The organism is Ramlibacter sp. PS3R-8 (genome assembly GCF_037572435.1).
Classification (GTDB): domain Bacteria; phylum Pseudomonadota; class Gammaproteobacteria; order Burkholderiales; family Burkholderiaceae_C; genus Ramlibacter.
Genome location: NZ_JBBHGT010000009.1, coordinates 17,705 through 31,521, shown reverse-complemented (window position 1 = coordinate 31,521; position 13,817 = coordinate 17,705). Strand labels below are relative to the sequence as shown.

14 protein-coding genes are annotated in these 13,817 nt (G+C 67.2%); 6 read left to right on the top strand and 8 right to left on the bottom strand.

Going from position 1 to position 13,817, the window contains the following annotated elements:
* Positions 1 to 52: 52 nt before the first annotated feature.
* From WG902_RS22370 to WG902_RS22360, 3 genes are all read right to left on the bottom strand, one after another.
* Positions 53 to 982 (bottom strand): branched-chain amino acid ABC transporter permease, encoded by a 930-nt coding sequence (locus WG902_RS22370; RefSeq protein ID WP_340062432.1) that lies wholly within the window; start codon positions 980 to 982, stop codon positions 53 to 55.
* A gap of 86 nt (positions 983 to 1,068) precedes the next feature.
* Entirely contained in the window at positions 1,069 to 1,908 is an 840-nt protein-coding gene (locus WG902_RS22365) for an ABC transporter ATP-binding protein (RefSeq protein WP_340062431.1), read from the bottom strand.
* A complete protein-coding gene (locus WG902_RS22360) occupies positions 1,905 to 3,839 on the bottom strand; it encodes an AMP-dependent synthetase/ligase (RefSeq protein ID WP_340062430.1) in 1,935 nt (644 codons plus the stop codon). The genes WG902_RS22365 and WG902_RS22360 overlap by 4 nt, the downstream gene beginning before the upstream one ends.
* A 109-nt stretch (positions 3,840 to 3,948) precedes the next feature.
* On the opposite strand from WG902_RS22360, the gene WG902_RS22355 reads away from it, so the two are divergent.
* Both WG902_RS22355 and WG902_RS22350 read left to right on the top strand, forming a co-directional pair.
* Positions 3,949 to 4,677, top strand: a complete 729-nt coding sequence (locus WG902_RS22355; RefSeq protein WP_340062429.1) for a Crp/Fnr family transcriptional regulator — start codon at positions 3,949 to 3,951, stop codon at positions 4,675 to 4,677.
* A gap of 34 nt (positions 4,678 to 4,711) precedes the next feature.
* Positions 4,712 to 5,485, top strand: coding sequence for a pseudouridine synthase (locus WG902_RS22350; RefSeq protein ID WP_340062428.1), 774 nt, complete (start codon positions 4,712 to 4,714; stop codon positions 5,483 to 5,485).
* A 10-nt stretch (positions 5,486 to 5,495) separates the two neighbouring features.
* Here the strand turns inward: WG902_RS22350 and WG902_RS22345 are convergent, their stop codons facing one another.
* The 3 genes from WG902_RS22345 to WG902_RS22335 form a co-directional block, all read right to left on the bottom strand.
* Entirely contained in the window at positions 5,496 to 6,500 is a 1,005-nt protein-coding gene (locus WG902_RS22345) for a Bug family tripartite tricarboxylate transporter substrate binding protein (RefSeq protein ID WP_445263724.1), read from the bottom strand.
* 49 nt (positions 6,501 to 6,549) lie between these two features.
* Positions 6,550 to 7,431: an isocitrate lyase/PEP mutase family protein gene (locus tag WG902_RS22340; RefSeq protein WP_340062426.1), complete on the bottom strand. Its 882-nt coding sequence runs from the start codon at positions 7,429 to 7,431 to the stop codon at positions 6,550 to 6,552.
* A gap of 62 nt (positions 7,432 to 7,493) precedes the next feature.
* On the bottom strand, positions 7,494 to 8,045 hold the full coding sequence (locus WG902_RS22335) for a VOC family protein (RefSeq protein WP_340062424.1): 552 nt from the start codon (positions 8,043 to 8,045) through the stop codon (positions 7,494 to 7,496).
* 134 nt (positions 8,046 to 8,179) lie between these two features.
* On the opposite strand from WG902_RS22335, the gene WG902_RS22330 reads away from it, so the two are divergent.
* From WG902_RS22330 to WG902_RS22320, 3 genes are all read left to right on the top strand, one after another.
* Positions 8,180 to 9,202 (top strand): ABC transporter substrate-binding protein, encoded by a 1,023-nt coding sequence (locus WG902_RS22330; RefSeq protein ID WP_340062423.1) that lies wholly within the window; start codon positions 8,180 to 8,182, stop codon positions 9,200 to 9,202.
* A 107-nt stretch (positions 9,203 to 9,309) separates the two neighbouring features.
* Positions 9,310 to 9,693, top strand: coding sequence for a photoactive yellow protein (pyp, locus tag WG902_RS22325; protein ID WP_340062422.1), 384 nt, complete (start codon positions 9,310 to 9,312; stop codon positions 9,691 to 9,693).
* Between the two features lie 2 nt (positions 9,694 to 9,695).
* On the top strand, positions 9,696 to 10,892 hold the full coding sequence (locus WG902_RS22320; RefSeq protein WP_340062421.1) for an AMP-binding enzyme: 1,197 nt from the start codon (positions 9,696 to 9,698) through the stop codon (positions 10,890 to 10,892).
* Here the strand turns inward: WG902_RS22320 and WG902_RS22315 are convergent.
* Positions 10,889 to 11,260 carry a hypothetical protein gene (locus WG902_RS22315; RefSeq protein ID WP_340062420.1) on the bottom strand — a complete coding sequence of 124 codons (372 nt, stop codon included), beginning with the start codon at positions 11,258 to 11,260 and terminating at the stop codon, positions 10,889 to 10,891. The two genes, WG902_RS22320 and WG902_RS22315, sit on opposite strands and share 4 nt — an antisense overlap.
* 9 nt (positions 11,261 to 11,269) lie before the next feature.
* Complete coding sequence (locus WG902_RS22310; RefSeq protein ID WP_340062419.1) at positions 11,270 to 11,827, bottom strand: tetratricopeptide repeat protein; 558 nt, start codon at positions 11,825 to 11,827, stop codon at positions 11,270 to 11,272.
* A gap of 362 nt (positions 11,828 to 12,189) precedes the next feature.
* Between WG902_RS22310 and WG902_RS22305 the strand changes: the two genes are divergently transcribed.
* Positions 12,190 to 13,746 carry a hypothetical protein gene (locus WG902_RS22305; protein WP_340062418.1) on the top strand — a complete coding sequence of 519 codons (1,557 nt, stop codon included), beginning with the start codon at positions 12,190 to 12,192 and terminating at the stop codon, positions 13,744 to 13,746.
* Positions 13,747 to 13,817: the final 71 nt, after the last annotated feature.

The window sequence follows — 13,817 nt, the reverse complement described above, 5'->3', positions numbered from 1 at the left end:
TTGGGGTCAGAGCACATTTGCCGCGCAAATCGTGATCTGACCCACAAAGTTTTCAGACTCGATCGATGATCTTCTCGCCGAACAGCCCTTGCGGCCGGATCAGCAGGAAGCCAAGCGCCAGCACGTACGCGAACCAGATCTCGATGCCGCCGCCCACCAGCGGTCCGATGTAGACCTCGGAGAGTTTTTCACCGACGCCGATGATCAGTCCGCCGATGATGGCGCCCGGCACCGAAGTGAGCCCCCCGAGGATCACCACCGGCAGCGCACGCAACGCCACGGTGGCCAGCGAAAACTGCACGCCCAGCTTGCTTCCCCAGATCATCCCGGCCACGAGCGCCACGATGCCGGCGACGCACCACACGATCACCCAGATGCGCGCCAGCGGGATGCCGATGGATTGCGCGGCCTGGTGGTCGTCCGCCACCGCGCGCAGGGCCCGGCCCGTCGACGTCTTCTGGAAGAACACCGACAGCAGCGCCACCAGCGCCGCCGCGATCAGCGCCGCGATCAGGTCCTCCTTGTTGATCAGGATGCCGCCGGGGAAGACGTCCTGGAACGCCATCACCGGGTCCTTCGGCATGCCGATGTCGATCTTGTAGATGCTGCTGCCGAACAGCGTTTGCCCCAGGCCTTCGAGGAAGTACGTGATGCCCAGCGTGGCCATCAGCAGCGTGGCGCCTTCCTGGTTGACCAGGCGACGCAGCACCAGGAACTCGATGATCCACGCAGCCACGAACATCAGCACGCCGGCGATGAGGAAAGCCACGATGTTGGCGAAGATCGGGCTGGCGATGCCGGTCCACTGCGGGATCCACTCGGAAAAGCGCGCCATCGCGAGCGCGGCGAACAGCACCATCGCGCCTTGCGCGAAGTTGAAGACGCCCGAGGCCTTGAAGATCAGCACGAAGCCGAGCGCCACCAGCGAATAGAGCATGCCGGCCATGAGGCCGCCGAGGAGGGTTTCGAGGAAGAATCCCATGTCAGCCTCCGCTCGGCCGCCCGAAGGAGGCTGAAGCCCCCTCGGGGGGCAGCGCATTACACGTAGTGAAAAGCGTGGGGGCCATATCAGTGGCTGGTCCCGAGATAGGCCCGGATCACGTCCGGGTTGTTGCGTACTTCTTCGGGCGCGCCGTCGCCGATCTTCCTGCCGTAATCCAGGACGACGATGCGGTCCGAGATGTCCATCACCACCCCCATGTCGTGCTCGATCAGGACGACCGTGGTGCCGAATTCGTCGTTCACGTCCAGGATGAAGCGGCACATGTCCTGCTTCTCCTCCATGTTCATGCCGGCCATGGGTTCGTCGAGCAGCAACACCTGCGGCTCCATCGCCAGCGCGCGGCCGAGGTCCACGCGCTTCTGCAGGCCGTACGGCAGCTGGCCGACGGGCGTCTTGCGATAGGCCTGGATCTCGAGGAAGTCGATGATCTTCTCGACGTATTCGCGGTGGCGGATCTCCTCGCGCTCCGCGGGGCCGATGCGCAGCGCCTGCAGCAGCAGGTTGCTCCTGATGCGCAGGTTGCGGCCGGTCATGATGTTGTCCAGCACGCTCATTCCCTTGAACAGCGCCAGGTTCTGGAAGGTGCGGGCGATGCCCATCTCCGCGACCTGCCGGCTCTTCATGTGGTTGAAGTGCTTGCCGCGGAACGTGATGGTCCCCTGCTGCGGCTGGTACACGCCGTTGATGCAGTTCAGCATGGAACTCTTGCCCGCGCCGTTGGGGCCGATGATGGCACGCACCTCGTGCTCGCGCACGTCGAAGGAGATGTCGCTGAGCGCCTTCACGCCGCCGAAGGCCAGCGAGATGTTCTGCACGTCGAGGATGACGTCACCGAATTTGCGGCGCGGCTCCGGGGAGTCCGCAGCCGGTGCGCCGCTCACGCCAGGGTCGTCCACGACTTTCATGCCGCCGCCTTCAGGGGCGGATAGGTCCGCGCGTCCATGATCTTCAGGGTGGCGCTGACGCTGCCGGTGCGGCCGTCCTCGAACTTCACCTGCGTTTCGATGTATTGCTCGGTCTTGCCGCCGTACAGCGCATCGACCAGCGACTGGTACTTCTCCGCGATGTAGCCGCGGCGGACCTTGTTGGTGCGCGTCAGTTCGCCGTCGTCGGCATCCAGTTCCTTGTGCAGCACGAGGAAGCGGTGGACCTGGCTGCCGGCCAGCTTTTCATCGGCGGCGAGATCGGCATTGACCTTTTCGATGCACTCCTTGATCAGCTGGTACACCTCGGGCTTCTGCGCCAGGTCCGTGTAGCCGGCATAGGGCAGGTTGCGCCGCTCGGCCCAGTTGCCGACCGCATCGAAGTCGATGTTCACCATCACGCACACCATGTCGCGGCGATCGCCCAGGGCGACCGCCTCCTTGATGTGGGGGAAGAACTTGAGCTTGTTCTCGATGTACTTGGGCGCGAACATGGAGCCGTCGGCCAGCCGCCCGACGTCCTTGGCGCGGTCGATGATCTTCAGGTGGCCGTGCGCATCCAGGAAGCCCGCATCCCCGGTGTGGTACCAGCCGTCCTGGTCCTTCACTTCGGCGGTCGCCTGCGGGTTCTTGTAGTACTCCTTCAGGAGCCCGGGCGACTTGACCAGGATCTCGCCGCTGTCCGACACCTGGAGCTGCACGTCGCGGCAGGGGATGCCCACCGTGTCCGCATGCACCTCGTGGTCCGGCTGCATGCAGACGAACACCGCCGTCTCGGTGGAGCCATACAGCTGCTTGAGGTTCACGCCGATCGCGCGGTAGAAGGTGAAGAGGTCGGGGCCGATCGCCTCGCCCGCCGTGTAGGCGACCCGCACGCGCGACATGCCCAGGTTGTTGCGCAGCGGCCCGTACACCATGAAGTTGCCGATGGCGTACTTCACGCGGTCGAGCGCGCCCACCGGCTGGCCGGCGCGCATCGCCGTGCCGACGCGGCGCGCGACGTCCATGAAGGCGTGGAACATCTTGCGCTTGATGGCGCTGGCGTCCTCCATGCGGATCATCACGCTGGTCAGCAGGCCCTCGAAGACCCGCGGCGGCGCGAAATAGTAGGTGGGGCCGATCTCCTTGAGGTCGATCATCACCGTGCCCGCCGACTCCGGGCAGTTCACCACGTAGCCGCATGCCAGCCATTGCGCGTAGCTGAAGATGTTCTGGCCCACCCAGGCCGGCGGCATGTACGCCAGCACTTCCTCTTTTTCGGTGAGCTTGTCGAACTCGGCGCCCGCCTGCGCGCGGTCCAGCAGCGTGCGGTGCGTATGCACCACCCCCTTGGGCTGGCCGGTGGTGCCGGAGGTGAAGAACATCGCGGCCACGTCGTCCGCGGCGCCGGCATCGACCTGGCCTTGCAGGAAGCCCGGATGCTCGCGGCCGAACGCTTCACCCGCGGCCATCAGGTCGTCCATCGAGGACAAGCCGCTCTCCGCGTAATTGCGCAGGCCGCGCGGGTCGTCGTAGAAGATCGTGGAAAGCTGCGGGCACTGCGGGCGGATCTCCAGCAGCTTGTCGACCTGCTCCTGGTCCTCGGCCAGCGCGAAGCGCACTTCGGCGTTGTTGATCGGGAAGACACACTCGGTGGCGGCGGCGTCCTGGTACAGAGGCACGGGAATCGCGCCGAGCGCCTGCGCCGCAAGCATCGTGGCGTACAGGCGCGGCCGGTTGGTGCCGACCACCACCATGTGCTCGCCCCGGCGCAGGCCGGCCTGGTGCATGCCGCAGGCGAGGTGGTCGACCATGCGCGCGAGTTCCGCCCACGACAGCGCCTGCCAGATGCCGTATTCCTTTTCGCGCATGGCCGCGGCGGCGGGGCGGTGCGCCGCGTGCTGCAGCAGCAGCCGGGGGAACGTCGTATCCATGCCCTGTCCTTGCTTGCGTATGGGGCGCAATGTAGGCTCGGGTTTGACGCCATTCTGTCTTTACGACGACAATCCTAGGGATAGCCCCCATAGGGACTGCCCGAAGCGAATGGCCCTCGAACTCACCCTGCACCAGCGCCGCCGCCGGCCCACGCCCAGTGAACTGGCCGGCATTCCGTGGCTCGGCGTGCTGCTGCCCAGGGAGCGCGAGGTGGCTGTGCAAGGCATCACCGTGGGGGATGCCTTGCCCGGCGACATGCTCTGCCGGGTCGGCCGTCCCGTCACCTATTGGTTCGGCGTGATCGAAGGCCTGCTGAAAATGAGCACGGACAACGCGCAGGGGCAGACCATCACGTTCAGCGGCCTGCCGCCGGGCGGCTGGTTCGGCGAAGGCACGGTGCTCAAGCGCGAGGTGTACCGCTACGACATCCAGGCGCTGCGCAAGAGCGTGGTGGGCGGCCTGCCGGTGGACACCTTCCACTGGCTGCTGGACCACTCCATCGGGTTCAACCGTTTCGTGATGAACCAGTTGAACGAGCGGCTGGCGCAGTTCATCGCCGCGCGCGAGATCGACCGCATGAACGACCCCGACCTGCGCGTGGCCCGCAACCTGGGAGCGCTGTTCAATCCGGTGCTGTTCCCCGGTGTCGGCGAAGTGCTGCGCATCACGCAGCAGGAGCTGGCCTATCTCGTCGGACTGTCCCGCCAGCGCGTGAACGAGGCCTTGTCCTCGCTGCAGGAGCAGGGCGTGATCCAGGTGGAGTACGGCGGATTGCGCGTGCTGGACCTGCAGGCGTTGCGGGCCGGCGCGCTGGCGCGGCGCGCCCGGGCCGCCTGAGCAGCGCGCGCCTGTGCACAATCCGCGGCTGACCATGAACGCCGCCCCCGCCCCCGCCACCAGCCGATTGAACAAGCGCATGGCCGAACTCGGCATGTGCTCCCGCCGCGAGGCCGACGACTGGATCGCCCGCGGTTGGGTCAAGGTGAACGGCGCCGTCGCCGTGATGGGCCTGCAGGTGACGCCTGCGGATCGCATCGAGATCGACCCCCGGGCGCGTGGCCACCAGCGCGAGCAGGTCACCATCCTCATCCACAAGCCCATGGGCTACGTCAGCGGCCAGGCGGAGGATGGCTACCAGCCGGCCGTGGTGCTGGTGCAGGGCCAGAACCGATGGCGGGAAGACCGGTCGCCGCACCGCTTCGCGCCGTCGCAACTGCGGGGCCTGGCCCCGGCGGGGCGGCTGGACATCGACTCCACCGGCCTGCTGGTGCTGACGCAGGACGGCCGCGTGGCGCGCCAGTTGATCGGCGAGGACTCCGGCGTCGAAAAGGAATACCTGGTGCGCGTGGCGTACGGCCGCGTCGAGACCGACGTGCAGGCTGCCTTCCCGCAGTCGCAGATCGCGCGCCTGCGGCACGGCCTGAGCCTCGACGGCCAGCCGCTGAAGCCCGCCAAGGTGGACTGGCAGAACCCCGAGCAACTGCGCTTCGTGCTGACCGAGGGCAAGAAGCGGCAGATCCGCCGCATGTGCGAGGCGGTGGGACTGAGCGTGATGGGCCTCAAGCGCGTGCGCATCGGGCGCGTGACGCTGGGCAACCTGCCCGTGGGGCAGTGGCGGTACCTGGGGCCGGACGAGCGCTTCTGAGGCGGCTTGCCTATTCGATCTTGATCCCGGCTGCCTTCACCACCGGCCCGTAGCGCGCCAGGTCGCGTGCCATTTCATCGCGGAACTGGGCCGCGCTGCCCGGCGTGGCCTCGATGCCCAGCACGCGCAGCTTCTCGCGCGCATCCGCGTCATTGAGCACCGCGTTCAGCTCGGTGGTCAGGCGCGTGGCGATGGCCGGCGGCAGGCCCGAGGGCGCGAGCAGGCCGACCCACGAGTCCACCACGAAATCGGGGATGCCCGCCTCGGCGAAGGTCGGCACGTCCGGCAGGGCGGACGAACGCCGCGCGCTGGACACCGCCAGCGCCGTCAGCTTGCCGTTCTTCACGAAACCATGGGCGCCCGCCACTGCGGTGTAGACCAGCGGGATGCTGCCGCCCACGACGTCGGTCAGCGCCTGGCCGCCGCCCTTGTACGGCACGTGCGTGAGGTTGGCGCCGGTGCGCATCTTCAGCAGCTCGCCCGCAATGTGCGGCGTGCCGCCGGTGCCCGAGGTGCCGAACGACAGGCCGCCCGCCGTGGCCTTGGAAACGGCGACGAGGTCCGCCATCGACTTCACCGGTGCGTTGGGGTTGGCCACCAGGATCAGCGCCGCGTTGCCGATCTTGCCGATGGGAGTGAAGTCCTTGAGCGAGTCGAACGGAAGCTTGGCGAACACGTGGGGATTGATCACCATCGTGCCGTCGAAGCCGAGCACCAGTGTGTAGCCGTCCGCGGGTGCGTCCTTCACCAGCGCCATGCCGATGTTGCCGGAGGCGCCCGGCTTGTTGTCCACGATCACCTGCTGCCCGAGCCGGCGGCCCAGGAACTCGGCGACGACCCGGGCACTGGTGTCGGTCACGCCGCCCGGCGTGAACGGCACCACCAGGCGAATCGGCTTGACGGGCCAGGCGTCCTGGGCGGCCACGGGCGGTGTGCCGAGCGCCAGGCCGGCAGCGGCCAGCGCTGCGGTGGCGAGCCAGCGGCGCCGGCGCACGCGAAGCGAAGAAGCGAACATGGTCATGCGGGTCTCCTGTTGTCGTTGATCTGAAACTGGCGCGGTGCGCTCAGGGTGTCTCGGCATGGCGGCGATCGAAGTCCCATACCTCCTCGAATCCCATCAGGGTGGTGAGCTCGCTGAAAGGCATCAAGGGCACGGGCACGCCGGTGGACGAGCCGTGCTTGCGCACCTGCGCGTAGGCCTGGCGCATGGCGTGGGTGGCGGCGAGCAGGGCGGTGACGGGAAAGATGGCGATGCGGTAGCCCAGGGCCTCGAGCTCCTGCTGCGACAGCACCGGCGTGCGGCCGCCCTCCACCATGTTGGCTACCAAGGGCAGGTGTGTGCTGCGGCCGATCTTCTCCATCTCCGCCACCGACTCCGGTGACTCCACGAACAGCACGTCCGCGCCGGCCTCCGCATAGGCGTCCGCGCGCCGCAGCGCCTCGTCCAGGCCGAGGGACGTGCGCGCATCGGTGCGGGCGATGATCAGGAAGTCGCTGCGCGTGCGGGCTTCGCACGCCACCTTGATCTTGCGCACCATGTCCGCCATGGGAACCACCCGCCGGCCCGGTGTGTGCCCGCATTTCTTGGGGAACTCCTGGTCTTCCAACTGGATCGCCGCGGCCCCCGCCGCATCGTAACCTCGGATGGTGTGTGCCACGTTCAGCAGTCCGCCGTAGCCGGTGTCACCGTCGGCAATGAGCGGCGCGCGGGCCATGGAGGCCATGGCGCGAACGCGCTGAACCATGTCCGTGTACGTGGCGATGCCGGCGTCTGGCAGGCCCAGGTGGCTGGCGACCGTGCCGAAGCCGGTCATGTAGAGCGCGTCGAAGCCGAAGCTGTCCGCCAGCCGCAGCGACACCATGTCGAACACGCCCGGCGCCACCACCAGGCCGGGCTGGCGCAGTCGCTCGGCAAGCGTAGCGTTCGGGAAGGAGGAGTCGGGCATGCGGCATTCTGCCGCCAGTCCGGCGCGGGCGGGGCGGCGGGCGGTCGCGCTTCGTGCAGGCGTCAGCGGCAAGGAAGCGATCCGTGCTCCAGCGTGCCCTCGGCGCGCATGCGTTCCTGCAACTGCGCGCTCCATTCCGTGCGATCCATGGACCCGGGGGCGGCTGCGACCATGGCTTGCGTATCCGCCAGGATCTCCTGGTCGGAGCGCGCCAGGTCGAGCGGCAGCGACACGGGCGGCATGTACCAAGGCGTCTGTGCAAGCAGTTCGATGCGGTTGCCTTCCGGATCCATGAAGTACACCGACCACGAGCCGCCGTGGTTGGTGGGATTGAGCCCGGACACCTGCAGCGCTGCAAGCTCGGCGTGCACGCGGCGCAGTTCGGCCAGGGATGGGAGACGAAACGAAACCTGGTTCAGCGTCGATGCGCTGCCTGGCGCGCGGCCCGGGACCAGCACGATCTGGTGGTGCTCCTGCGGATTGCGGGAGATGAAGACCACGTCGACCCCCCGGATGTGCGCCCGGTCAGTGACGGAAAAGCCGAGGACCTCCGTGTAGAAGCGCACCATGGCGTCGATGTCCGTGACGTACAGGCCGATGTGCGAGAAAGCCATGCGAGGGGCAGGGAACACGGGCGGCCTCCGGCGAGGAGTGGATGTCGACCCAGTATGCGTTACGGCTGTTCCGGAAGCCAGGACTTGCCGCCGGGGCGCGCAGGCTAGGATGCGGTGGACTGAAGGAGTCCCCCATGCGCACGCGATCCATCGTCACCGTTCCGCTTCTGGTCCTGTCCGCCTTCAGCGCGCAAGCGCAGGGCGTCGTCAACGCGATCTGCAGCACCGACCAATCCTGGTGCGAGCTCGCCGCGCAGGAATTCACCAAGGCCACCGGCGTTCGCGTGCTGCAAACCCGCAAGCCCACGGGCGAAGCGTTCGCCCAGATCCGTGCCGAAGCCGCGAATCCGAAGACAGACTTGTGGTGGGGCGGCACCGGCGACCCGTACTACCAGGCCGCGGAAGTGGGGCTGCTGGACGCCTATCGGCCCGACTACCTGGGGGACCTGCACGGCTGGGCGGTGCGGCAATACGCCATGAGCCAGAACTACGTGGGCGGCTTCTACACCAGCGCCATCGGCTTCGGCTGGAACGAAGACGTGCTGAAAAAGAAGAAACTGCCGCCGCCCCGATGCTGGAAGGACCTGCTGGATCCCCGCTACAAGGGCGAGATTGAAACCTCGCATCCTGGCTCCAGCGGCACGGGCTACACCATCCTGGCCGGGCTGGTGCAGATGATGGGCGAAGAGCAGGCTTTCGACTACCTGAAGAAACTGAACGCCAACGTCACGCAATACACCCGCAGCGGCACGGCGCAGGCGCGCAGCGTCGCCAAGGGCGAAGTGGGCATCGGCGTGAGCTTCATCTTCGGCTTCGACAACGAGCGCGTCACCAACAAGTTCCCGGTGCAGGCCGCGGCGCCGTGCGAGGGCACCAGCTACGAGGTGGGCGGCATCGCCCTGGTCAAGGGCAGCCGGAACCGGGCCGAGGCCAGGCGCTATTACGACTGGCTCATGAGCCCGGCAGGCCAGCAGATCGGCGCGCGCGCCAACAGCCTGCAGGTGCCGGCCAACAAGACATTCAAGCCGGACCCGCGCATTCCCACCATCGACAACGTGCGCCTGATCAAGTACGACTTCGAGAAGTACGGCAAGGCGGCGGAACGTCGGCGGCTGGTGGACCGGTGGGTTCGGGAAGTGGAATCGCTTCCGCGCTGACCGGCTCCCCCGTCTTCGCCAGACGGCACGGCGGCGCCGATGGGTGGCGTGCCGGCCGCTGGCCGACGCACTAAACTCTTTTTGTCCTAGTACAAATGGAGCGGCGCATGAGCCTGAACATCGTCGGATTCGGCAAGGACGACATCGAGAACGTGATGTCGAAGATGTCTCCCACCGAGGTGGACCAGCTGGCCTTTGGCGCGGTGCAGCTGGATGCCCGGGGCAACATCCTGCGCTACAACGCCGCCGAGGCCACCATCACGGGACGTGATGCGAAGGGCGTGATCGGCAAGAACTTCTTTCGCGACGTGGCGCCGTGCACCAACTCGCCCACCTTCAAGGGCGTGTTCGACAAGGGCGTGCGCGAGGACAACCTGAACACCATGTTCGAGTACGTCTTCGACTACAAGATGGCGCCCACCAAGGTGAAGATCCACATGAAGAAGGCGATCAGCGACGGCAGCTTCTGGATCTTCGTCAAGCGCCTGTGACGATGGACTGGTGGCAGCCGCGCGGCGTGCTGCGCCGCTTCGTCGTCGACCTGCTGGCCGACGAGATGGCGCGACACCGCCGTGCCGCGGCACCGCATGCCACGATGTGGGCGGACTACCTGCGGCTGGACATGGACCTGGACTCCGACTCGCTGGAGCTGATGACGCTGGCCACCGCGTTGGCCGAGAGCGTGCACCTGCACGAGTCTGGCATCGAGGACTACCTGCTGGCCCGTCGCACGCTGGGCGAGTGGGTGGACATCACGGCCACGGGCCTGGCCCGCTACAGCGAATGCCTGACCTTTCGCACCAGCGGCAGCAGCGGCACGCCCAAGCCCTGCGTGCACGTGCTGGCCGCCTTGCAGCAGGAAACGCGGCACCTGGCCACGCTGTTCCCCGACCGCAGGCGCGTGCTTTGCGCGGTGCCCGCGCACCACATCTACGGCTTCCTCTTCTCCGTGCTGCTGCCCGCGCGGCTGGGGCTGCGCGCGGAGAAGGTGATCGACTTGCGCAGCAGCACGCCGGCCTGGCTGGCGCGCGGTGCGCAGCCGGGGGACCTGGTCATCGGCTTCCCCGATTTCTGGCACGCCGTGGGCCGCACCGTCCCCGAGCTGCCGCCAGGCGTGGTGGGCGTGACGTCTTGCGCGCCGTGCCCGGACGCCGTTTCGCAACAGGTGGAGGACGCGGGCATCGAGCGGCTGGTGCATGTGTACGGCGCTTCCGAAACCGGCGGCGTCGGCGCGCGCGACACGCACCGCAAGCCGTACACGCTGTTTCCCCATTGGCGCCTGGAAGGGGACCACCGCCTGGTGCGCCGGTTGCCGGACGGGGGCGAACAGGCGGCCTGGGTGCAGGACAGGCTGGAAATGTCGGGCGAGTCGCTGTTTCGCGTCGGGCCCCGGTTGGACAACGGCGTGCAGGTCGGCGGCATCAATGTCTTTCCGGTGCGCGTGCGCGAGGTGCTGAAAGCGCACCCCGCGGTGGACGACGTGGCGGTGCGGCTGATGCGGCCGGAAGAGGGCGGGCGCCTGAAAGCGTTTGTCGTGGCCAAGCCGGGATGGGACCCGCACGACATCCTGCGGGAACTGCGTGAATTGGCAGAGCGGGAGCTTGCGCCGGCGGAGCGGCCCAAGGCGTGGAGATTGGGCGAAAGCCTGCCGAAGACGCCGGCGGGAAAGATGGCGGACTGGGAGCCCTAGGCTGTCGACTTCCCTGCAAGAAGCAGATCCCCCAGCGCACTCACGGCAGCGGCCGCCGTCTTGTCCTGCGCCATCTGCTCCTGGACCGCATCCAGCATCGTGCCGAACTGCGGGTCGTTCAGCAGCCCATCGCCGAACTCGCGCACCAGCTCCGCCTGCAGGAACAGCCGAACGGCCTTCTGCCGACGGTGCGGGTCGTCCGGCGCGATGGCCTGCATTCTTTGCGTGAGCGTGCCGGTGATGGCCCCCTGATGCGCCGGACTTGCCTGTTGCGGTGAGCTGTCCTTCGCTCGCCCCCGCTCCTTCAATGCCGCGATCCGCGACTTCAAGGCGAGCGCAACCTGGCTGGATGGGTCGATGGTGGTCATTGCGGTGCCTCAGTGCAGCCCGCGCGCATACGCTGACAGCAGGACGTGTTGTGCCACCTCCTCCTCCTGCGGGGCGCCCTCTCTTCGCTGGAGCTTTTCCACGGCATCCACCAATTGCAGGATGTCCGAACAGAGGGCGGGATTGGGCGGATTGCACGCGAGCCCCGCGCGGTAGTGCCGAAGCGCGTCGTCGAACGCATCGGCGGCCAGCGCCGTGAAGCCGCGGACGAAATGCGGCAGGGCATCGGTCTCCGGCAATGAGAGGAGGGGCTCCCACGTGAGCAGGGCGACCGGCGCACGCTGCGAGGTGAACTGCAGCAGGCCGAGCTGGTAGCGGGCGAGCGGAAATTCCGGCGCCAGCAGCACGGCGCGCGCAAAGGCGAGCTCGGCGGCCGGGAAATCCCCTGCTGCCGCTTGCTCGGAACCGATGAGGAAATGCGGCACGCCCGATGAGGGGTCTGCCTCACTCGCCTGCGTGAACAACGCGAGCGCGGCATCCGGGCGGCCTTCGCGGCTGGCGGCCAGCCCTGCGGCCAGCCGGCTTTCGAAATCGGAAGTGGTGGTCATCTGCACTCCTCGCCAATACATCCGCAGAAATCGCGGTTGGTTTAGCGGTCCGCTCTTTTGCCGATTCGGGCGATGGACCGCGGTCAACCAACATGGGGTGCCCAGATGGTATCCACGGTCAGCGGCGACAGCTTAGGTCTGAACCTTACGTCCTTGCGGACGCGGGCGCTGCGGGTGGCCGTGCCGAATACGCCAGCCGAATGACCAGTCGGCGCGCGAAGGGCAGCCTCTCCGTGACTGCGTGAGAAAAGTCCGCGGCCTGATTTCCTCTCCGCAGCTCAACCGGTAGACTTTTCCCTCCGGTCACGCGCCTTCGCGTGGCTGCAAAAAGGTGGGGTTCACCACCGTCCTCGGGAGGCGGCATGCAGTTCAGGACCTTCTTCGCCATCACGCTCGCCAGCCTGCTGGTGTCCTGTGGAGGCGGGAGCGATGACTCCGCTATCGACGCGGCTGCGATCACGCAAGACGAGCGCGTTTTCCGCGCTGCACCGAAGGCGGCGATGGAGGCCGTCACCGCCGCCCAGACCCAGATTCTGCTGGGCAGCGACCCCGGGGAATTCGTCGGGGCGGGCCGCAGTTACGCGTACACCCAGGCCTCCGCGGTCATCCAGGTCGATGTGACCGAAGGGGTTCTTCACCTGCGAATTCACGGTGACGAAAGCTGGGACGCCCACTTCGCCCTGCCCACGTCTCGCCGCAGGTTCAATGGCGGGACTTTTTCGAACCTGGGGCGCTACCCTTCCGGCAACCCCGAAGTGGGCAGCATGAGCTGGAGCGGTGAAGGCCGTGGGTGCAACACGCTGCTCGGCTCCTTCCGTGTCAACAGCTCGGAATACGTGGGCGGCGAGCTTGTCGCAGTGGATATGGACTTCGTGCAGCAGTGCGACGCCCAGCCCCCCGCCCTGTTCGGCAACATCCGCTGGTTCGCCAACGACCCGACGCAACCGCGCGGTCCGGTGCGCAATGTGCCGGCGCGCCTGTGGTCGCCCGCACCGGATGCGATGCCCGCAAGCGGAAGCTTCGTCTACCTGGAATCGGAGGCCACCGACTACATCGGCGACGGTCGCCGCTATACCTACACGCCCCGCAACGCCCATCTGACGGTGAAGGAGACCGAGGGGCGTCTGACCGTTTTCGTGAACGGCGATGAGATGTGGTCGGCCGACTTCCAGGCCATGAACGTGCTGCCCAGGATGCGGGCAGGGTGGTACCCGAAGCTGCAGCGCTATCCCATGCACAACCCGACGGCGGGAGGCCTGAGTTGGTCGGGGGACGGCCGCGGCTGCAACAACCTGTCGGGCTGGTTCGTCGTGGACGAGATCACTTACGTCGCCGGGGAACTGGCCACGGTGGACATGCGATTCGAGCAACACTGCCTGGACGTTTTCGGGTGGACCGGCGCGCTGAACGGGCGCATCCGCTGGGACATCAACGACACGACCACCCCGCCCGGGCCGCGACCTGCGCCTGAAAGGTTGTGGGCGCCCGCTGCCGGCGCGACGCCGGCCGTTGGCAACTATCTCTATCTTCACAGCGTGCCTGGTGACTACATCGGCCAGGGGCTCGACTACCTGTACACCACCGGCGTGAGCGTGTCTTCCGATGGAACGAAGGTGAAGGTGTATTCGAATGGCTGGTCCGGGACCTTCGCCGCCATGGATTCGATCCCGCGGCTGCGGCGCGGCTACTACCCCGGCCTGCACCGCCATCCCTTCCACAATCCTGCGCTCGGCGGAATGACGTGGTCAGGGCAGGGACGAGGCTGCAACGAGTTGGACGGGTGGTTCGTCGTCGACCACATCAGCCATGACTCTCTCGGGGCGCTGATGGCGGTGGACCTGCGCTTCTCGCAAACATGCACGGATGTGGGGAACTCGCGGCCCATTCGCGGCGAGGTGCATTGGGTGCGGTCTCCTTGAGAAAGCCCCGAGGCTTTCCTCCAAACGAAGGGCAGCGCAGAAATGAAAAAAGCCCGCGGCTTCCACCGCGG